Consider the following 20930-nt stretch of genomic DNA (forward strand, 5'->3'; position numbering starts at 1 on the left):
ACATCTGAATTTTAAATTCATTTATTTGTTAACTTTTTATTGTTGATAATTATTTAAACTCCTGATAAATAGGTTTTTAAATATTTTTCTCTGAAACCTTATGATAAATGTCAGTTTTTAAGTTTTGATTTTTAGTGAACTTACCTTCACTTTAAAATCAACTTAATAACAATATATCATAATGAATTCTAAAACCTTACTCTCACCCAAAAAAAAGGTGACAAGAGAAGAGGCGCTTCAAACGGCACTTACTTATTTTAAAAACGACGAATTAGCAGCAACTGTATGGCTAAATAAATATGCCCTCAAAGATTCTGAAGGGAACATTTACGAAAGCTCTCCTAACGATATGCATCGAAGAATAGCATCAGAAATTGCTAGAGTTGAAGATAAATATATAAACCCGCTTTCGGAATCAGAAATCTTTGAAGTTATTAAAAATTTTAAATATATTGTTCCTCAAGGAAGTCCAATGGCAGGAATTGGTAATCCGTTTCAAATAGCATCATTATCAAATTGTTTTGTGATTGGTAATAATGGTGAGTCAGATTCTTATGGCGGAATCTTAAAAATAGACCAAGAACAAGTTCAGTTGATGAAGCGTAGAGGTGGAGTTGGTCATGATTTGTCTCATATTCGTCCAAAAGGTTCACCAGTTAAAAATTCTGCTTTAACATCTACAGGGATAGTGCCTTTTATGGAACGTTATTCCAATTCAACAAGAGAAGTGGCACAAGATGGTAGAAGGGGAGCTTTAATGTTGTCTGTTTCTATAAATCATCCAGATGCAGAAGATTTTATTGATGCAAAATTAGAGCAAGGTAAGGTTACAGGTGCCAATGTATCTGTTAGAATTGATGATGCTTTTATGAAAGCTATAAAAGAAGGAAAAGAGTACACTCAAAAATATCCTGTTTTTAGTGAAAACCCTTTGTATAAAACTACTATAAATGCCAATGCAATTTGGAAAAAGATAGTACACAATGCATGGAAATCTGCAGAACCTGGAATTTTATTTTGGGATACAATCATCAATGAATCTGTTCCAGATTGTTACGCAGATTTAGGTTATAAAACGGTTTCTACAAATCCTTGTGGAGAAATACCTTTATGTCCTTATGATTCTTGTCGATTATTAGCTATAAATCTATTTTCTTATGTAGAAAATCCGTTTACAAAAGAAGCTGAATTCAATTTCCCATTATTCAAAAAACATATTGTTATTGCACAAAGAATGATGGATGATATCATAGATTTAGAGTTAGAAAAAATAGATAGAATATTAGAAAAAATAGATGTAGACCCAGAGTTAGATGATGTAAAATCCAACGAAAAAAATCTATGGTTAAACATCAGACAAAAAGCCTACGAAGGTAGAAGAACAGGTATTGGTATTACTGCAGAAGGTGATATGTTAGCGGCTTTGGACATTCGTTATGGAAGTGAAGAAGGAAATAAATTTTCTGCTGAAGTTCATAAAACGTTGGCTATTGCAACTTATAGAGCATCAGTAAATTTAGCAAAAGAAAGAGGGGCTTTTTCAATTTTTGATGCAGATAGAGAAAAAGAAAATCCTTTTATATTGCGACTTAAAGAAGCTGATAATAAGCTGTATTATGATATGTTAGAACACGGACGTAGAAATATTGCTTTATTAACTATTGCTCCAACAGGTACCACAAGTTTAATGACACAAACTTCATCAGGAATCGAACCTGTATTTATGCCAGTGTACAAACGTAGAAAAAAGGTGAACCCTAATGATAAAAATGTTCGAGTAGATTTTATTGATGAAGTAGGGGATTCTTGGGAAGAGTTTGTGGTTTTTCATCATCGATTTAAACAATGGATGGAAATTAATGGAATCGATACTAAAAATAATTATTCGCAAGAAGAATTGAATGATTTGGTGAAAAAATCACCTTATTTCAAAGCTACTTCTAATGATATTGATTGGTTGAGTAAAGTAACCATGCAAGGAGCTATTCAAAAATGGGTTGATCATTCTATTAGTGTTACCGTTAATTTACCTAATGATACAACAGAAGAATTGGTTGGTGAATTGTATTTAAAAGCTTGGGAAGTTGGCTGTAAAGGGGTTACTGTGTATAGAGATGGATCAAGATCTGGAGTTTTAATTGCTACAGATGATATAAAGAAAGATAAAAAAAATAACACTAATTTTCCTAAAAAAAGACCACTAGAATTAGAAGCAGATGTGGTTCGTTTTCAAAATCAGAAAGAAAAATGGATTGCTTTTGTAGGTATTTTTGATGATAATCCCTATGAAATTTTTACGGGTTTGGTTGATGATGAAGACGGGATTTTAATTCCGCGTTCAGTAGAAAAAGGGTTGATTATTAAAAGCAGAAATGAAGATGGAACTTCGCGTTATGATTTTCAATACAAAAATAAAAGAGACTATAAAACAACGATAGAAGGACTTTCTCACAAGTTCAATCCAGAATTTTGGAACTATGCAAAACTCATTTCAGGAACATTAAGACACGGAATGCCGATTAATAAAGTAATTGAGTTAATACAAAGTTTACAGTTAGATTCAGAATCGATAAACACTTGGAAAAATGGGGTACAAAGAGCCCTTAAACGTTATGTGGAAAATGGTACAAAAGCCAAAGGACAAACTTGTGATAATTGTAATTCTAGCGAGCTCATTTACCAAGAAGGATGCTTAACATGTAAAGATTGTGGTTCTTCTAAATGTGGATAAAATAAGTTTTGAAATGCTATAAAAAAATCTCCAATACAGAATTCTGTATTGGAGATTTTTTTATGTAGGAATTTACATGACGTTATCGTGTTTGTGTATGCTTTGTTGCATTGGTTTATCGAAATTTAGCAAATAAAAACTAAATAGAAAATCCGCGAGGATTTTCGTAAGTTGGATAAAAGAAAGCAATAAAATATACACGCTGTCAGGCACTGGCGTTTTGTTTATAATTTAATTAAATTTTTATTATTCATCTTTTTTTCCTTTTCTGTTCGATATTTGTTACTCTTTATTTCAGGAATTCCAAACTTAATGCTACTTTTAGCATTCTTATAGATGTCTTGCATAATTAGATTTGTAATAATTTCTTTGGTTTCTTTATAGCTCTTATTTCCCTTAATTTCATAATTAACACTATAATTAATTTTTCCATTAATATCTGTTTTTATTGATGTTAAATCAGTATTTGATTTAAAACTCTGATGAATATATTTAGTGAAATTAGCATTGCAGGACTTAAAAAATATTCCGTTTTTAACAATTATATTATCATTATTCAAATCAATTATTAGAGGATTTGTTGAATTCACATCTCCAATTTTTTTTCCATTTAAAAGAACTATGATATCAATTTTTCTAAATGTAATTTTCTCGTTAGAATTGTTAATTCTACCAATATTTTCAGAACTATCCCATTCACTTTCAAGTTTTTTCGATATTATAGATGATGTAAAAGAATTTCCAAAGTTAAATTTAACAAAGAAATAAATTCCGATAATTAAGTAAAGAATACTCGATGTTATTAAAACTTTTTTTTTCATTTATTAATTCAATTTTATCGAAATTGTTTGAGTTTTTATTCACTTTCATGTTTGTGCCTAGCTTTAATTATATGGCGAGTTCTAATTCGTTATATCTGACGATAATGAAGCTATCGATTTCTGATTTAAGAAAAAACTAAATTAATTAGATTAGTGCAATTTATCAAATACAAAATCAATTACAAAATCATCTGAAGATACAGTTGCTTTTAACTGTTTACGGTCTAAAATATATTTTATTTTTTTAGGAAATTCATTTATCGGGTTTTCACAAACAAAAGAAGTATCGGTTTGATTTGTAAACTTGAATAATGTCGGATTTTCATTTACCCCTTTTACCTCTAAATGTAAAGTGTCGTTAATTTTTACAATACTTAAAACTTCTTTAAAAGCAGTATCCTTATTTTTTAAAGTGTATCCTAAACCAGTGAAGTCAGATTTCCAAAATTCGTAAGTAATACTTTCTTTTTTGTTGTTGGTTCTAATCCATTCACCAATTAAAAATGAAGGGTTTTGAACTTCTTTTTTTTCTTCTTTGCAAGAAATTAAAATAAATAACAAACAAAACAATACAATCGATTTCATAAAAAGTAGTTAGGTATTCTCAAATATACCTATAAAAATTGTAAATTCGCAATCGAAGAAAAGATAGCAAATGTTAGATAAATTAAGAATTGTAAAGCAGCGTTATGACGAGGTTTCTGATTTAATCATCCAACCAGAAATCATTATGGATCAAAAGCGATATGCGCTATTAATGAAAGAATATAAAGATTTAGGTGATGTTGTAAAAAAGGGAGATGAATATCAATCTTTAGTAGGAAATATAGAGGAAGCTAAAGAGATTATTGCTGATGGTTCTGATGCTGAAATGGTAGAGATGGCCAAAATGGAAATAGAAGAAGCTAATACAAGAATACCAGAATTAGAAGAAGAGATTAAATTTTTATTAATACCAAAAGATCCAGAAGATTCTAAAAATGCAGTTGTAGAATTACGGGCTGGAACTGGAGGGGATGAAGCCAGTATATTTGCAGGAGATTTGTTTAGAATGTACACTAAATATTGTGAAAGTAAGGGGTGGAAAGTCTCTACAGTAGATTATTCAGAAGGTACGAATGGCGGATTTAAAGAAATTCAATTTGAAGTTTCTGGAAATGATGTTTATGGTACTTTAAAATTTGAAGCTGGTGTGCATCGTGTACAACGTGTTCCTCAAACCGAAACTCAAGGTCGTGTGCATACATCGGCAGCTACATGTATGGTTTTCCCTGAGGCTGAAGAGTTTGATGTAGAAATTAATCCCAAAGATGTTCGTATAGACTTTTTCTGTTCTTCTGGTCCCGGAGGTCAGTCTGTAAATACAACATATTCAGCTGTACGTTTAACGCATATTCCAACAGGTTTGGTTGCACAGTGTCAAGATCAAAAAAGTCAACATAAAAATAAAGAGAAGGCTTTTAAGGTGTTACGTTCTCGTTTGTACGATCTAGAATTGGCTAAAAAACAAGCTGAAGATGCAGCAAAAAGAGGTTCTATGGTTACTTCTGGAGATAGAAGTGCTAAGATTAGAACCTATAATTATCCTCAAGGACGTGTTACTGACCATAGAATTAATTTAACATTGTATGATTTATCAAATATTGTAAATGGTGATATTCAGAAAATTATTGATGAATTGATGTTAGCAGAAAATACAGAAAAATTAAAAGAATTAGGTGATGGTATTTAATATCTTTTGTTAAGAATAAATTTTAAAACCTCAAAATTAATTTTTTGAGGTTTTTTATTAAAATATATGTATTAAAAAAGCGATTAAAGTTTAGGGGACCTATTAATCGCTTTTTGTTTTAAACAAAGATTTAAGAAATCTTAAACATCTTATTCTTGGGGATAAGAATTATATCACAAATATATAACTGTAATAAATTTCTTACAATACCCATTTATGGGGTTTTTTTTACCTCACCAAAAGCAGTTAGATTTATCACTGTTTTTGGTGAGGAGAATGAAAAGAGGTGTCTAAAATTTGGGTATAAAAAAAAGCGATTAAAGTTTAGGGGACCTATTAATCGCTTTTTGTGTTAAACAAATATCTAAGAAATCTTAAATATCTTATTCTTGGGGTAAGAATTATATCACAAATATATAACTGTAATAAATTTCTTACAATACCCATTTATGGGGTATTTTTTTTATCACCATTTTTGGTGAGATGGCTCACCAAAAACGGTTAGATTTTTAATTATTTACTAAATAAATGTAGTTCTGTAAACTCTTTATCAATAGTGATAGATTGAGTTCCTCCATTTTGAATGTTGTCTAAAGAAATTTCCACATTATCTACTTGTACAGATGTTATTGTAAATGGTAAATTATGTAAAACTACGTTAAACTTTTTATAGGCAGCATCAAATTTACCTTGTTTGTGCTGTTGCAGAATAAATTCATTTTTCTTTCCTGTTAATTTAAAAGTACGTAAACTATATCTTCCTTTTTTATAATCATAACCATCATGAGCATCATCATACAATTGAGATTTTTCTTTACCTTCTTTGTAATATACATCTAAAGAAATTTCATCAAAATCTTTTTCACCAACATATTGTTGTACAGGATATTTAGGAATTACTGCTCCTTCTTTAATAAAGATTGGCATGCTGTCTAATTCTGCATCTACCCACATTTCTTTTCCACCTTCAACGACTTCATCTGTCCAGAAGTTATACCATTTTCCTCTTGGAATATACATTCTTCTTCCTTTAGCATTGGGTTCTTGAATTGGACAAACTAAAATATGTTCTCCATAAACAAACTCATCACTTCTGTAATGTGTATGCTGATCCTCTTGATCAAATAAAACTAAAGATTTTAAGATGGGTGTTGCATTATTAATATGATTCCAAAATGCTGTATATAAATAAGGTAATAGTTGGTATCTGATTTCAACAAACTTTCTTACAATATCTGTAATTTCATCACCAAAAACCCAAGGTTCTTGATCTCCATGGTCTCCAGAAGAATGAACTCTACAGAAAACATGGAAAATTCCTAGTTGAATCCAGCGTGCAAATAACTCGCCTTGTGGTTGCTCTGCAAACCCTCCAATATCAGATCCTGCAAAAGAAAAACCAGACATAGCCATTCTTTGTGCTTGATTGTTAGCAATTGCTAAATGCTCCCAAGTAGCAACATTATCACCAAACCAAGTAGATGTGTAACGTTGAGTACCAGAATAAGCTGCTCTTGTAATAACAAATGGACGTTTTGGATAAGAGTATTTTTTTAAACCATGATATGTTGCGCGTGCCATTTGCATTCCGTAAACATTGTGAGCTTTTCTATGAGAACAACGGTTTCCATCATAATCATGACGAACGTCATCTGGAAAAGATTTATTAGGAACATCCATTACAGCTGGTTCATTCATATCATTCCATACTCCTTTTACTCCAATGTCCTCTATTAACTCTTGAAAAAGACCAGACCACCATTCTCTAACTTCTGGTTTGGTAAAATCAGGGAAATAACACTCACCCGGCCAAACTTTTCCTTTCATATAAGGTCCGTCTGCACGTTTACAAAAATAATCTTTATCTAAAGCTTCCTTAAAAACATCGTATTCTAAATCAATTTTAATTCCTGGATCGATAATAACTACCGTTTTAAAACCATCGTCTTCCAATTCCTTAACCATTCTTTTTGGGTCAGGGAAGTAGTTTTTATCCCAAGTAAAGCACCTAAATCCATCCATATAATCAATATCTAGATAGATAGCATCACATGGAATTTGTAAATCTCTAAATGTTTTTGTTACTTCTTTAACATTGCTTTCAGGGTAGTAACTCCATTTACATTGATGAAAACCTAAGGCCCATAATGGAGGTAAAGCATGAGGTTTCCCTGTTAAATCTGTATAATTGGCAACTACATCTTCCATTTTTGGACCATAGATGAAATAATAATTCATTTCTCCACCCTGGGCCCAAAAACTAGTTACATTTCTTCTTTCTTGTGCGAAATCGAAATGTGTTTTAAAAGTATTATCAAAGAAAATACCATAAGATTTATTATGATGTATTGAGGTGTAGAATGGAATTGCTTTATAAATTGGATCTGTATCTTTACCAAAAGCATAAGAATCTGTTACCCAATTTTCAAATCGTTTACCTTTTAAGTTTACATCAACAGGTTTGTCTCCTAAACCATAGTAACTTTCTGCTTTTTGAGAAATTTTACTCATTTTTACGATGTCTCCACCATACTCATAACTCTCTTCCCAATGAAAACCAATTTCATCTTGGTTTATTAAGATTCCATCTTTAGCATCATATAGACTAACTTGTAAACTTGCTTTTTCAACTTTACAAATTAATTTTGATGTTGTAATAATATAATTTGTTTTATCTTCTGTAACTTCTAAAAAGTTATATCCTCTTGAAGCATGAATGGTTACACCATAAGAAAAGTCATTATCAAATTTACCGGTAGTAGAATACCTAAATCTAATTACACTATCTCTAACCACTGTTAGTTGTAAAACAACATTATTTTTTGTAGTAAAAAAAAGCGTATCTACATCTTTCTTATAATTTATAATTTCTGATGGAAATAAATTTCCTTTTTGTTCTAATTCTGTATTAACAATCATTGTTTCGGTTGTTTGTTTTGTGAGGTAAAAATCGTAAATCTTTACCAAAGCGTTAACTTTAAAACTCTTTTTTTACGATAACGTATTCGTCTAAATATAGAGCAAAAATATTGCTTATTTATTTAAAAATTAAGGAATTGATAATTGTTTTGAAAGATTTTTTAAAGTCTTAAAATAGACTAAGTATTTTGTGAAGTATAAAAAAAACAGCCTTCTTTTTTGTTATATTGATAGTGAATATATTAAAAAAAAAGGCTAATTATTAATTTTATTTGTATTTGAAAGTAAGCATACCTAAAGGAGGTAAATTTAACTCAATAGAATCTTCTCTATTATTCCAACTTTTTTTATCAGAAATTAGTTTTGTGTTTTTATAGTTCCCGGTACCGTTAAATTTTTTATCATCACTATTAAAAATTTGTGATAAGGTTCCTGCTTTTGGTAAACCTATTCTATAGTTTTCTCTTGGTACAGGAGTCAAATTTAATACAACTATAATATTATCTTTTTCCTCTGTTCCTTTTCTGATGTAAGACATTACTGAGTTTTGGTGATCGCCATGATCTATCCATTCAAATCCTTCGTGAGAAAATTGTTTTTGATGTAGAGCGGGTTCTTTTTTGTATAATTTATTTAAATCTTTTACTAAATTTTGTGCACCTTTATGCACATCATACTCTAGTAGGTGCCAATCTAAGCTGCCTTGAAAATTCCACTCACTTGTTTGTCCAAACTCTCCTCCTTGAAATAATAGTTTTGTTCCTGGATGTGTATACATTAAACTATATAGCAATCTTAAATTAGCAAATTTTTGCCATTCATCACCTGGCATTTTATCTACAATTGCTTTTTTACCATAGACAACTTCATCATGAGAAAGTGGTAACATAAAGTTTTCAGTAAAAGCATAATTTAAACTAAATGTTAAATCATTTTGATGATGTTTTCTATAAATAGGTTCTTTTTCAAAATAGTCTAAAGTATCGTGCATCCATCCCATCATCCATTTCATACCAAAACCTAAACCTCCATCATAAATAGGTCTTGATACTTTAGGAAAAGAAGTAGATTCTTCTGCAATGGTTTGAACATCTGGGAATGATTCATATACAGCAGCATTCATTTCTTTAATAAAATCGATGGCTTCTAGATATTCATTTCCACCAAACATATTTGGCTCCCATTCACCATCTTTTCTTGAATAGTCTAAGAATAGCATTGATGCAACAGCATCTACTCTTAAACCGTCTGCATGATATTGGTCTAGCCAAAAAATAGCATTACTGATTAAAAACGATTTAATTTCGTTTCTGCCATAGTTAAAAATTAAACTTTTCCAGTCTTGATGATATCCTTTTCTTCTGTCTGGATGTTCGTATAAATGCGAGCCATCAAAGAAACCTAATCCATGATCATCTGAAGGAAAATGAGATGGAACCCAATCTAACAAGACTCCAATTCCTTTTTCGTGAAATTTATCAACTAAATATTTAAATTCATCGGGGTATCCAAAACGCGAAGTTGGCGCAAAATATCCTGTTAATTGATATCCCCAACTTGGGTCATAAGGATATTCCATAATAGGCATAAATTCTACGTGAGTAAAATTCATTTCATCAACGTAGTTTACTAAATCGTCGGCTAATTCTCTATAGCTTAAAAAACGGTTTTCTTCTATTTGTTTTTTCCAAGAACCTAAATGAACTTCATATACAGAAAATGGAGCATCAAGTGCATTGTTCTTTTTTCTATTTTTCATCCATTTTTTGTCTTTCCACTTATAATCATCTTCCCAAACTTCTGATGCTGTTTTTGGAGGATGTTCACATCTTCTAGCAAATGGATCTGCTTTTTCAGTACTTACATCGTTGTTGGCGCTTTGAATTTTATATTTATAAGTAGCTCCTTTATCAACTCCAGGAATAAAACCTTCCCAGATTCCACTTCCGTCCCAACGAACATTAAGTTGATGTTCTCCTTCTAACCAAAAATTGAAATCTCCTATAACAGAAACCATTTTAGCACTTGGAGCCCAAACAGCAAAATAAGTTCCCTTTTCTCCGTCTACTGTAATAATGTGAGAACCAAATTTTTCGTATAAACGATAGTGTTTACCTGCTTGAAAAAGGCTGATATCGAATTCTGAGAAAAGACTGTGTACTTTTGTTTGTGCCATAATTTTATGAGTTCAAAATGTTTGCAATACCCTTTAGCGGAATAATTGTCCATTTGGGTCTAGAGTTAAGCTCGTAGCCTAACTCGTAAATTGCTTTTTCTAATAAGCAATATTTTAATAAATAAATTCTTTCTTTAGTGTAACCTATAGAAAGGTTAGCTTCTTGTGTTTTGGTCCTATATATTTCTAAAAATACAGAAACCAAGTATTTATATAATAATTCTCCATATTCAAAAAGTTCTTCTTGAGTTTTAGAATAATTTTCTTGATGTGTAAAAATAGTAGAATAAATTGCATAATGAAAAGATCTAAATAAACCAGCTACATCTTTTAATGGTGGTTGTTTAACCTTTCTATCTCTGATAGTACTCTCTGGCTCTCCTTCAAAATCTAAGATGCAGAAATCTTCATTTTGTACTAAAATTTGCCCTAAATGATAATCACCATGAATTCTAATACGTTCTCCTTTTAATTTTGTCCAATCAAAGTTAACCAATCGTTTTCTAATTTCATTTTTATTGTCTAAAAACTCTTGAGCTAATTTAAAAGAATTTCCTTCTAATTTGTGTAAATTATTTTCGGTTAAATTTAACCTGTTTTGAAATTGATATGTTAATCTATTTTTTAACCAAACTGTATAGTCGCCATTAAAACGAGTAGGTGTAAATGCTGTTTCTTCGAATTCAGAACCTAACGCTATATGCATCTCAGCTGTTCTTTGCGCTAAAAGTTGAATTTTATTGAAAAGGTTTAATCCCAACCAATCAACAATTTGAGGAGGAAGTTCTACTATTTTTCTCCTTTTAAACATTTCGATTTCTGGTAAGTCTTTAAATTGAATCTTCTTTTTGTCTATAGAAGCAAAAATCATCTGCAATTCTTTTAAAAAGTATTCCCAAGCATCACCATTATTAGGTACTAATTTTTGCATTAAAGCAATAGTAATGTTAGTGTTTTCGGAGTCGATAATATTCATGCTTCCCAAATATGGAGGAGTATTTTTAAAATCTTTTTTATCAGATAAAAAACGACTCATCTCATAATCAGGGTTTTTGTCAGCATAAATTCTTCTAAAAAACTTTAAGATAAAAGCATCATTATAAATAATAGAAGTATTACTTTGTTCTACCCCCATAAATCGTGAAGATTCGTATTTGGGGAAACTAAACGCTTCAGTTTTATGATATTGAACAGGTGTTTTATCAACTGGTAAAGCAGAACTAATTCTTTGATAAACTACTTTTCGAAAGGCTTCTAGATGCATAGCATCAATAATATAACCTTCTTGATTCTTTAATTTTATGGGTAGAATTCTACCTTCTTTAGCATATTTCTTATCTGTAATAAAAGCTATTGGTAAAAAATAATGATGATAAAAGGCTTCTACAAAATTAACTTCTAAAATTAAACCAAAATAAACTTCTCCTGTTTGTTGAATTCTAAAATACTCGCTAAGTTCTACATATTTAAGTTTGCTAGATTTTCCACCATACCAACGTTGTTTAAGAATATAATCCTCTAAGACATCTGATAAAAAAACGTTTACAAAATCTTTATCTTTGATTAATTCTTCCCATTTACTTTCTGATGAAAATAGCATAGAATTAGATTTTGAGTTTGTTTTTTCTATCATCAATGATTATTTATTGATTTTAAAAATGTGAAAAGGTAATGTAGCATGCAATTGTACATAATTCCATTCATTGTACCAATTATAGCTATTTCTAGTAACTAAATCAACAACTTCAATTTTATGACCGTGATGAATCCCTAAATCTTGTAATGGTAATTGAACAGAACCAGACTGAGCGTTCCATGCATCTAAACTTATTATTGTTAACGTTTCGTTAGTCTTGTCATTATTCCATTTGTAAAATGCAATTAATTGGTCATTACCTGTTTCTAAAAACTTAATATTATTGGTTTGTTGAAAAGATTCGTTTTCCTTTCTAATCTGATTAATTTTAGAGATAATCGTTGTTACTTTATTTTCTTTAAACCAGTCGTAATGACAAAGTTGAAATTTTTCCGACATATAATATTCCTCTTTACCAGGAATAGGTTCGCTAATCATTTGTTCAAATACAGGACCATAAATTCCAATACTTGAGCTTAATGTTGCTGCCAAAGCATAACGTTGCAAATATTTACTCTCTGGAGCACCTTGCAAATGATAGGGATTTATATCAGGTGTATTAGGCCAGAAATTTGGTTGCATATATTCTTTTTGTTCAGTTTGAGTTAAATCTTTCATGTACTCAATTAACTCATGTTTAGAATCTCTCCAAGTAAAATAAGTATACGATTGTGTATAACCTTGCTTTGCTAGTTGTTGCATTACTTTAGGTTTTGTAAAGGCCTCAGCTAAAAAGATAATGTCTGGGTGTTGTTTTTTTACTTCAGTAATTACCCAATTCCAGAAATAATAAGGTTTTGTATGAGGATTGTCTACTCTAAAAACTTTAATACCTAAGTCAATCCAATATAAAAGTGTGTCTAAGCATTCTTGCCATAGATTTTTATAATCTTTACTTTCCCAATAAATGGGTAGAATATCTTGGTATTTTTTAGGTGGATTTTCTGCATATTGTACAGTCCCATCAGGTCTCCATTTAAACCAATCTGGATGTTCTGTAACCCAAGGATGATCTGGAGCTGCTTGTAATGCATAATCCATAGCGATTTCTATACCTTGTTTTTGTGCTTCAAATATTAAGTTTTTAAAATCTTCTACACTTCCTAATTCTGGGTGTAAATCTTTATGACCTCCATATTTTGATCCAATTCCCCATGCAGATCCAACATCTCCATCTTGAGCAACAGTGGTATTGTTTTTACCTTTTCTATTAACTTCTCCAATAGGATGAACAGGAGGGAAGTATAAAGTGTCGAACCCCATTTTTGCAATTCTAGGTAGTAAACGGTGGCAATCATTAAATGTACCGTGTCTACCTTTTTGTTCTGAAGCAGAACGAGGGAAAAATTCGTACCAAGTACTAAACCTTGCTTTTTTTCTATCTACATATACTTGATATTCTTTAGAAGAATCTGTTAAAAATTTTTCTGGATAAGATTTAAAAATAGAAGTTAGTTTTTCTGAAACCGCCTCTTTAATAGCTTCTGCGTAAGTTTCATTATTTTTAAAAATGTATACTAAATGTAATAAGTAATCTTTTTCATCATTAGAAACCTTATCAATTATCGAAGATATTAATTCAGCACCTTCTAAAAGTTCAGAGTTAACGTGCTGATAATCGTCAATTTTTCTTTCTATACCATGTTGCCAATTCAAAAGATAATCCACCCAACCTTCAACTTTGTAAGAGTAAAAGCCTTGTTTTGATGTATAAAAACTAGCAGTATATTCATCATTAAAAGTTGGATACATTCTTATTTCTGTCCAACTTTTATCACTTTCATGTTTGTAGAGAACACTAGCCTGTAGAATATCATGACCATCTACTAAAACATCTGCTGTTACATTAACAATTTCATCAACGACTCTTTTAATATATACATTTCCACAATTTATTTGTGGAGTAACATTTTCTACTACAATTCTACTTTGATTTTGCATTAATTTAGTTAATTTTTGAAAATAAAAATGAAAAAATAATTACCCTATTATAGTTCCTTTTGCAATGGTTGCATCTTTTTTGATGACTACAATACCATCTTTTACCATATAAGTATCAGTTTCAATATCTTCAATATGTGGTCCTCCATTAATTCTTACATCATCGCCAATTCTACAGTTTTTGTCAACAATACAATTGTGTATATAGCATCGATCACCGATACCCATCATTATTTCGATTTTTTCTTCAGCAACTTGTTCTAATGTTTCATAAAAATCGTTACCCATCATGTAGGTATTGGAAATCAAACTATTTTTACCAATTCTAGAACGAATCCCAATTACAGATCGTTCAATTTTTTCTGCCTGAATTATACAACCATCACCAATTACAGCTTTATTTAAGATTGAACCAGAAATTTTTGATGTAGGTAAAATACGAGCTCTTGTATAGACACCTTTTTCATTATATAAATCAAATTGAGGAACATCATCTGTTAAACCTAAATTAGCTTCAAAGAAAGAATCTATATTTCCAATATCTTCCCAGTAACCTTCATATTGATAGCTTAATGTTTTGTGTTTTTCAATGGCTTGAGGTATTATTTCACCTCCAAAATCATTGGTGTCAGGGTTTTCCATTAGTTTTACTAAGAGTTCTCTATTAAAAATATAGATTCCCATAGAAGCTAAGTAGTCTCTACCTTGTGCTTTCATTTCATCACCAACATCAGAAGTCCAATTTGGCAATAATTCTGCACCTGGTTTTTCTATAAAAGATGTAATTGTGTTTTCTTCATTAGTTTTTAAAAGTCCAAATGAAGTAGCATCTTTTGCATTTACAGGATAGGTTGCAATCGAAATTTCTGCGCCACTTTCTTCGTGTTTTTGAATCATATCATTAAAATCCATTTGATATAATTGGTCTCCAGAAAGTATTAAAGCGTATTCAAAATCATTTTGTAAAAAGTGATGCATACTCTGTCTTACGGCATCTGCTGTTCCTTGAAACCACTTATCACTATGTATGGTTTGTTCTGCAGCTAAAACATCAACAAAAGCAGAACTAAAAAAACTAAAGTGATATGTATTTTTAATATGTGCGTTTAAAGAAGCAGAATTAAACTGAGTTAATACATACATCCTTTTAATATCTGAATTGATACAATTTGAAATAGGAATATCTACTAATCTGTATTTACCAGCAATAGGTACGGCAGGTTTAGATCTGTCTTTTGTTAATGGGTATAATCTTGATCCTTGGCCTCCACCTAAGATAATTCCGAGTACTTTATTGTTAATCATTTGGTTATTTTTTTAAGGATTTGTATAGTTCTTCTACTTGTTTTGCAATTGAAACCCAATCAAAATATTCTTCAACTCTCTGTCTACCTTTAGTTGCCATTGACTCTCTAAGTTCTTTATTATTGATTAGTTTGTTTACTCCGTTAGCTAAATCTTTAGCAAATTTATCTGGGTTAACTGGCTCAAAAGGAGCCGAATCTTGTTGCTCAACAGGGACTAAAATACCAGTTTCTCCATTAACAACAACTTCTTTAATTCCTCCAACAGCACTTGCAACAACTGCTGTGTTACATGCCATAGCTTCTATGTTTATGATTCCAAATGGTTCATAAATTGATGGGCAGCAAAAAACGTCAGCATGAGAATATAATTGAATAATTTCTTCTTTTGTGACCATTTTATCAATCCAAATTACATTTTCGCGAGTCTTTTTAACTTCATTAACAGCATTTTCCATTTCGACACCAATTTCTTTAGTATCTGGAGCGCCTGCGCAAAGAACAATCTGAGTGTCAGAATCTATATATTTTATGGCATTTACTAAATGGATTATTCCTTTTTGTCTTGTAATTCTTCCAACAAAAAGTACATAAGGTTTGTTTTTGTCAATACCATATGAATCTAAGGTAGAAGTTTCAGATGTTGTTACATATTGTTGTAAATTAATACCATTGTATATAACTTTCACCTTGTTTTCATCAACATTAAAATGTTTTAAAACATCTTCTTTTGTTTCTTCAGAAACAGCAATTAATGCGTCTGCCATTTCGATTGCTGTTTTTTCAACCCAAGAGGATGCATCGTAACCACGACCCAATTGTTCTCTTTTCCAGGGTCTTAAAGGTTCTAATGAGTGGGTTGTGATTACTAAAGGAATACCATAACACAATTTAGCAACAATTCCAGCAAAATGTGCATACCAAGTATGGCAATGTACTACATCTGCATCGATTGGAGCTGCATTCATATGAAGTCCAGTACTTAATGTTTTAAAAACTGCTTTTAGTTTATCATCAGCATTATCAAAAACAGGATTTTCGTAAGGAAACCCTTTTACATTTAAATTTTTGCTATTATCATTTTGATCTCCAAAACAGCGAACATCAATATTAATAAGCTTTGCTAGTTCTTCTGCAAGATACTCAACATGAACTCCTGCACCGCCATAAACATATGGAGGGAATTCTCTTGTAAAGAAAAGGGCTTTCATAAATTATTTGTAGTTTTTAGTTAGTTTGTTTCAGTTTATTAAGATATAAAACAGCTACAAAACTACAAAATAAAAGAGAGATTATTTTTTGTAAAAATATTATTATCAGTATGATAATATTAGGTTCTTAAATATTAAAATTACTGATGATTTTATAGTAAGATAACAAGAGAATAAAGGATTTAACAATAGCCAAATTATTTAAAGTTAAGCATTTCGTTGTTTATTAATTTCATCTTGAAGTTGTCTCCTTAACTTTTGTTCTCTTTCTAGTGATTTTTTTCTGTGCTGTTCAAACTCTTCTTCAACATTAATTAAATTTCCTTGAGCTTCTTTTGTTAGAATATTACTCCTAAAAAACTTAAATATAAAGTATAATAAACTTATAATAAGAATGATTATAATCCCCCAAAGTAAAATATTATATGTTGTTTTACTTAACTCTATTCCTAAAAGAGAAATTGAGTTTTCTTTTTGGTTAGCAATTTTTAAATCTAATTGTGTTTTAGATAATTTTGTTTTTATTTTTTCAATATTTTCTCTTTCAGTTTTTAATAAGCTTTCTTTTTTAGAAATCAGCTCTCTGTAGATAGTAATAGAATCTAAAATATTAGATTTTAAATCTTCGTAACTCTTAATATTTATTACTTTATACCTTTTGGGTGTGTCTTTAGGATTATATGTAGTAGAGGTTCTATAGACTTTGTTAAACTGGCCTTCTATAGTTTTATTTTTATCTTCTATTGCCTGCTGACCAAAAGTTATAGATGAAACGAAAAAGAATAAAATCAATAAATGTAATCTCATTAGATAGTTTTTTAAGGATACGTAAATTAAAAAAAAAATCCCAAACTAAAAAGTTTGGGATTTAATTATAAGCAAGTATTATTATTTATTTTATTTTTTCTACAACTGCCTTAAAAGCTTCTGGGTTGTTTACAGCTAAATCGGCTAAAACCTTACGGTTTAATTCGATGTTGTTTGCTTTAACTTTACCCATAAACTGAGAGTAAGACATTCCGTGTAAACGAGCTGCTGCGTTAATACGAACAATCCATAAAGAACGGAAGTTTCTCTTATTGTTTTTACGGTCTCTATATGCATAAAGCATACCTTTTTCAACCGCATTTTTTGCTACTGTATAAACGTTTTTTCTACGTCCAAAGTAACCTTTTGCTGCCTTCAAGATTTTTTTTCTTCTATTTCTTGAGGCTACTGAATTTACTGATCTTGGCATAATTTCAATGTGTTTTGTAATGAGCGACGAATCTTCGTACTTTTAATTAAAAATAAATTTAATTGCTACATTCCATGGTTAATAATTAAATTCCCTTTTTAAACTATTTTAAGTTTAATTGTTGCTTAATGTTAGCTTCATCAGACTTGTGTACTAAAGTGTCATGAGTTAACTTTAATTTACGTTTTTTAGACTTCTTTGTTAAGATGTGGCTTTTAAACGCGTGCTTTCTTTTTAGTTTACCAGAACCAGTAACTTTAAATCGTTTCTTAGCGCTGGATTTTGTTTTCATTTTAGGCATCTCTCCTTCGTTTTTAACTTGCTTAATATTATTGAAAAACTATTTTGTTTTTTTAGGAGCAATAAACATAATCATACGTTTACCTTCTAATTTAGGTAATTGCTCGACTTTACCATATTCTTCTAATTCCTGAGCTAATTTTAAAAGTAAAATTTGTCCCTGCTCTTTAAAGATAATTGATCGACCTTTAAAGAATACAAACGCTTTTAACTTTGCTCCATCTTGTAGAAACTTAATGGCATGTTTCTTTTTAAATTCATAGTCATGCTCATCAGTTTGAGGTCCAAAACGAATCTCTTTAATTGTGACTTTGGTGGCTTTCGATTTTAGAGCTTTTTCACGTTTCTTTTGCTCATACAAGAATTTCTTGTAATCAATAATTTTACAAACAGGAGGTTTTGCTTTTGGTGAAATTTCAACCAAATCTAACTCTTGTTCTCTGGCCATTGCTTTAGCTTTTGCTAAAGGGTAAACCCCAACTTCAACGTTTTCACCAACTACACGAACTTCATCGACATACTTTATTTTGTCGTTAATCCTGTGTTGATCTTCTTTGATTACTCTTAATGGTCTTCTCGACCTGCTTCTACGTATTGCTATGACTTATAAATTTAAATTTAACTTAAAACTGATGATCAGTCTTTTATTTTCTTTGACGAAATTCAAATTTAATTAAAATTTCTTCAATGTTTTGTTTTCTTCGTTTTTAATTAGAGATATAAATTCTTCAATTGTAAAAGTTCCTATATCTCCTTCACCGTGCTTTCTTACAGAAACTGTAGTATTTTCTTCTTCTTTTTCTCCAATAATCACCATAAATGGTACTTTACTCACTTCAGCGTCACGAATCTTACGACCTGTTTTCTCACTTCGGTTATCTACGAGGGCGCGAATTTCGGAATTTTCTAACGATTCTAAAACTTTTTTGGTATATTTTTGATATTTCTCACTGATTGGCAATATAATAACTTGATCTGGAGTTAGCCAAAGTGGAAAATTTCCTCCGGTATGTTCTAATAAAACAGCAATAAAACGTTCCATAGAACCAAATGGTGCTCTGTGAATCATTACTGGTCTATGTAATCCGTTATCAGACCCTTTGTAGGTTAAATCAAAACGTTTAGGGAGGTTGTAATCAACCTGAATTGTTCCTAATTGCCAACTTCTACCTAAAGCATCTTTTACCATAAAATCTAATTTTGGTCCATAAAAAGCAGCTTCACCTTCTTCAATCACAAAATCTAAACCTTTGTCTTTTGCTGCAGAAATTATTGCATTTTCTGCAATTTCCCAAGTTTCTACATCTCCTATATACTTATCTAAGCTATCCATATCTCTTATGGATACTTGGGCTGTAAAATCTTCAAAACCTAATGAACCAAATACGTATAGTACTAAATCAATAACTTCTTTAAATTCTTGATCTAATTGTTCTGGTGTACAGAAAATATGAGCATCATCTTGTGTAAAACCTCTCACACGGGTTAATCCATGTAGTTCTCCACTTTGCTCGTATCTATATACAGTGCCAAATTCAGCAAAACGTTTTGGTAAATCTTTGTAAGAGTAAGGTTTAAAATTATAAACTTCACAATGATGAGGGCAGTTCATGGGCTTTAATAAAAACTCTTCGTCCATTTTCGGAGTTTTTATAGCCTGAAAACTGTCTTCTCCATATTTCTCATAATGTCCAGAAGTAACATACAATTCTTTCTGACCAATATGAGGCGTCATTACCATTTCATACCCTGCTTTTTTCTGAGCAGCTTTCAAAAAATTTTCTAAACGAGAACGTAAAGCAGCTCCTTTAGGTAACCATAAAGGTAAACCTTGACCTACTTTTTGAGAGAAGGTGAATAATTCTAATTCTTTCCCTAGCTTTCTATGATCACGTTTTTTAGCTTCTTCTAAAAGTTCTAAATATTCTTTTAACATTTTTTGTTTAGGGAAACTAATACCGTAAACACGTGTCAATTGGTTGTTTTTCTCGTCACCACGCCAATAAGCACCAGCAACGTTCATAATTTTAACCGCTTTTATAATTCCTGTATTAGGTATATGTCCTCCTCTACATAAATCTGTAAAATTACTGTGGTCACAAAACGTAATATCACCATCAGTTAAATTTTCAATCAACTCAACTTTATAAGGATTATTTTCCTCTTTGTATAATGACAAAGCATCAGCTTTAGAAACTTCACGCATTTTAAACTCGTGTTTACCACGTGCTATTTCTAAGAATTTTTTTTCAATCTCAGTAAAATCTTTCTCAGAAATTGTTTCATCACCTAAATCCAAGTCATAATAAAATCCATTATCAATGGCAGGTCCTATAGTAAGTTTTGCGTTCGGATGAAAACTTAAAATAGCTTCTGCTAAAACATGGGCAGAACTATGCCAGAAAGCTTTTTTACCTCCTGCGTCATTAAAAGTAAATAAAACTAACGATCCATCTGTGGTAAGTGGGGTGGTGGTTTCAACAGTAGTTCCGTTAAAACTTGCAGAAATCACGTTTCTTGCTAATCCTTCACTGATGCTTTTAGCAACATCGATAGGAGTACTATTTTTAATAAACTCCTTAACACTTCCGTCAGGTAAAGTAATTTTAATCATTTAATGTATAATATATTTTGATGCGCAAAGATATTAGAAAACAATTTTTCATACAATATATATATGTACTTATTATAGATGTTTTTTTTTACTAGAGTTCCTTTTTTTTAAGTGAATATTAAAATGCTTTTGGCTTTGATTTTGGTTGGGGTGTTCTTATAGATGTTTTTTGATAAAAAAAAGGTCGGGTTTTCCACTATATCTTTTGTTCGTTCCTCACAAAAGGATGTCGTTTCAATCCCTAACATGAGCTTCTAGTGTTTTTAAAGATTAATAGAATAATTAAAATATCATATTAATTTTTTAAA

General features: G+C 30.6%; 15 protein-coding genes. 2 read left to right on the forward strand and 13 right to left on the reverse strand.

Translation table 11 applies throughout. The features are described from left to right. Nucleotides 1–181: 181 nt before the first annotated feature. On the forward strand, nt 182–2731 hold the full coding sequence (locus tag DIS07_RS14650; protein WP_109406013.1) for an adenosylcobalamin-dependent ribonucleoside-diphosphate reductase: 2550 nt from the start codon (nt 182–184) through the stop codon (nt 2729–2731). Between the two features lie 224 nt (nt 2732–2955). Here the strand turns inward: DIS07_RS14650 and DIS07_RS14655 are convergent, their stop codons facing one another. Then, nucleotides 2956–3552 (reverse strand): hypothetical protein, encoded by a 597-nt coding sequence (locus tag DIS07_RS14655; protein ID WP_109406014.1) that lies wholly within the window; start codon nt 3550–3552, stop codon nt 2956–2958. Nucleotides 3553–3702: 150 nt separating this feature from the next. After that, nucleotides 3703–4137 carry a hypothetical protein gene (locus DIS07_RS14660; protein WP_109406015.1) on the reverse strand — a complete coding sequence of 145 codons (435 nt, stop codon included), beginning with the start codon at nt 4135–4137 and terminating at the stop codon, nt 3703–3705. A gap of 70 nt (nt 4138–4207) precedes the next feature. On the opposite strand from DIS07_RS14660, the gene prfA reads away from it, so the two are divergent. Beyond that, a complete protein-coding gene (gene prfA / locus DIS07_RS14665) occupies nt 4208–5284 on the forward strand; it encodes a peptide chain release factor 1 (RefSeq protein ID WP_109406016.1) in 1077 nt (358 codons plus the stop codon). A gap of 513 nt (nt 5285–5797) precedes the next feature. Here the strand turns inward: prfA and DIS07_RS14670 are convergent. The 11 genes from DIS07_RS14670 to thrS all read right to left on the reverse strand — a co-directional run bounded on the left by DIS07_RS14670 (nt 5798) and on the right by thrS (nt 20622). Continuing rightward, entirely contained in the window at nt 5798–8203 is a 2406-nt protein-coding gene (locus DIS07_RS14670) for a glycoside hydrolase family 31 protein (RefSeq protein WP_109406017.1), read from the reverse strand. 268 nt (nt 8204–8471) lie between these two features. Then, nucleotides 8472–10379 carry a 1,4-alpha-glucan branching protein GlgB gene (gene glgB / locus DIS07_RS14675; RefSeq protein ID WP_109406018.1) on the reverse strand — a complete coding sequence of 636 codons (1908 nt, stop codon included), beginning with the start codon at nt 10377–10379 and terminating at the stop codon, nt 8472–8474. A 4-nt stretch (nt 10380–10383) separates the two neighbouring features. Beyond that, nucleotides 10384–12012, reverse strand: a complete 1629-nt coding sequence (locus DIS07_RS14680; protein WP_109406019.1) for a trehalose synthase — start codon at nt 12010–12012, stop codon at nt 10384–10386. 6 nt (nt 12013–12018) lie between these two features. Further along, on the reverse strand, nt 12019–13956 hold the full coding sequence (locus DIS07_RS14685; RefSeq protein ID WP_109406020.1) for an alpha-1,4-glucan--maltose-1-phosphate maltosyltransferase: 1938 nt from the start codon (nt 13954–13956) through the stop codon (nt 12019–12021). 39 nt (nt 13957–13995) lie between these two features. Further along, on the reverse strand, nt 13996–15261 hold the full coding sequence (locus DIS07_RS14690) for a glucose-1-phosphate adenylyltransferase (protein WP_109406021.1): 1266 nt from the start codon (nt 15259–15261) through the stop codon (nt 13996–13998). A gap of 4 nt (nt 15262–15265) precedes the next feature. Further along, nucleotides 15266–16471 carry a glycogen synthase gene (glgA, locus tag DIS07_RS14695; protein ID WP_109406022.1) on the reverse strand — a complete coding sequence of 402 codons (1206 nt, stop codon included), beginning with the start codon at nt 16469–16471 and terminating at the stop codon, nt 15266–15268. A 207-nt stretch (nt 16472–16678) separates the two neighbouring features. After that, nucleotides 16679–17278: a hypothetical protein gene (locus DIS07_RS14700; RefSeq protein WP_109406023.1), complete on the reverse strand. Its 600-nt coding sequence runs from the start codon at nt 17276–17278 to the stop codon at nt 16679–16681. Nucleotides 17279–17363: 85 nt separating this feature from the next. Continuing rightward, a complete protein-coding gene (gene rplT / locus DIS07_RS14705; RefSeq protein ID WP_109406024.1) occupies nt 17364–17708 on the reverse strand; it encodes a 50S ribosomal protein L20 in 345 nt (114 codons plus the stop codon). Nucleotides 17709–17811: 103 nt separating this feature from the next. Beyond that, nucleotides 17812–18009: a 50S ribosomal protein L35 gene (gene rpmI, locus DIS07_RS14710; RefSeq protein ID WP_109406025.1), complete on the reverse strand. Its 198-nt coding sequence runs from the start codon at nt 18007–18009 to the stop codon at nt 17812–17814. A gap of 39 nt (nt 18010–18048) precedes the next feature. Next, nucleotides 18049–18567 (reverse strand): translation initiation factor IF-3, encoded by a 519-nt coding sequence (infC, locus tag DIS07_RS14715; RefSeq protein ID WP_262503150.1) that lies wholly within the window; start codon nt 18565–18567, stop codon nt 18049–18051. A 114-nt stretch (nt 18568–18681) separates the two neighbouring features. Then, nucleotides 18682–20622, reverse strand: a complete 1941-nt coding sequence (gene thrS, locus DIS07_RS14720) for a threonine--tRNA ligase (protein WP_109406027.1) — start codon at nt 20620–20622, stop codon at nt 18682–18684. Nucleotides 20623–20930: the final 308 nt, after the last annotated feature.

It is taken from the genome of Polaribacter aquimarinus, from assembly GCF_003129485.1.
Taxonomy (GTDB): Bacteria; Bacteroidota; Bacteroidia; order Flavobacteriales; family Flavobacteriaceae; genus Polaribacter; species Polaribacter aquimarinus.

Bases quoted from the DNA above. Each gene is read 5' to 3' on its own strand.
- DIS07_RS14650 (WP_109406013.1), top strand. From the start codon at position 182: ATGAATTCTAAAACCTTACTCTCACCCAAAAAAAAGGTGACAAGAGAA.
- DIS07_RS14655 (WP_109406014.1), bottom strand. From the start codon at position 3,552: ATGAAAAAAAAAGTTTTAATAACATCGAGTATTCTTTACTTAATTATC.
- DIS07_RS14660 (WP_109406015.1), bottom strand. From the start codon at position 4,137: ATGAAATCGATTGTATTGTTTTGTTTGTTATTTATTTTAATTTCTTGC.
- prfA (WP_109406016.1), top strand. From the start codon at position 4,208: ATGTTAGATAAATTAAGAATTGTAAAGCAGCGTTATGACGAGGTTTCT.
- DIS07_RS14670 (WP_109406017.1), bottom strand. From the start codon at position 8,203: ATGATTGTTAATACAGAATTAGAACAAAAAGGAAATTTATTTCCATCA.
- glgB (WP_109406018.1), bottom strand. From the start codon at position 10,379: ATGGCACAAACAAAAGTACACAGTCTTTTCTCAGAATTCGATATCAGC.
- DIS07_RS14680 (WP_109406019.1), bottom strand. From the start codon at position 12,012: ATGATAGAAAAAACAAACTCAAAATCTAATTCTATGCTATTTTCATCA.
- DIS07_RS14685 (WP_109406020.1), bottom strand. From the start codon at position 13,956: ATGCAAAATCAAAGTAGAATTGTAGTAGAAAATGTTACTCCACAAATA.
- DIS07_RS14690 (WP_109406021.1), bottom strand. From the start codon at position 15,261: ATGATTAACAATAAAGTACTCGGAATTATCTTAGGTGGAGGCCAAGGA.
- glgA (WP_109406022.1), bottom strand. From the start codon at position 16,471: ATGAAAGCCCTTTTCTTTACAAGAGAATTCCCTCCATATGTTTATGGC.
- DIS07_RS14700 (WP_109406023.1), bottom strand. From the start codon at position 17,278: ATGAGATTACATTTATTGATTTTATTCTTTTTCGTTTCATCTATAACT.
- rplT (WP_109406024.1), bottom strand. From the start codon at position 17,708: ATGCCAAGATCAGTAAATTCAGTAGCCTCAAGAAATAGAAGAAAAAAA.
- rpmI (WP_109406025.1), bottom strand. From the start codon at position 18,009: ATGCCTAAAATGAAAACAAAATCCAGCGCTAAGAAACGATTTAAAGTT.
- thrS (WP_109406027.1), bottom strand. From the start codon at position 20,622: ATGATTAAAATTACTTTACCTGACGGAAGTGTTAAGGAGTTTATTAAA.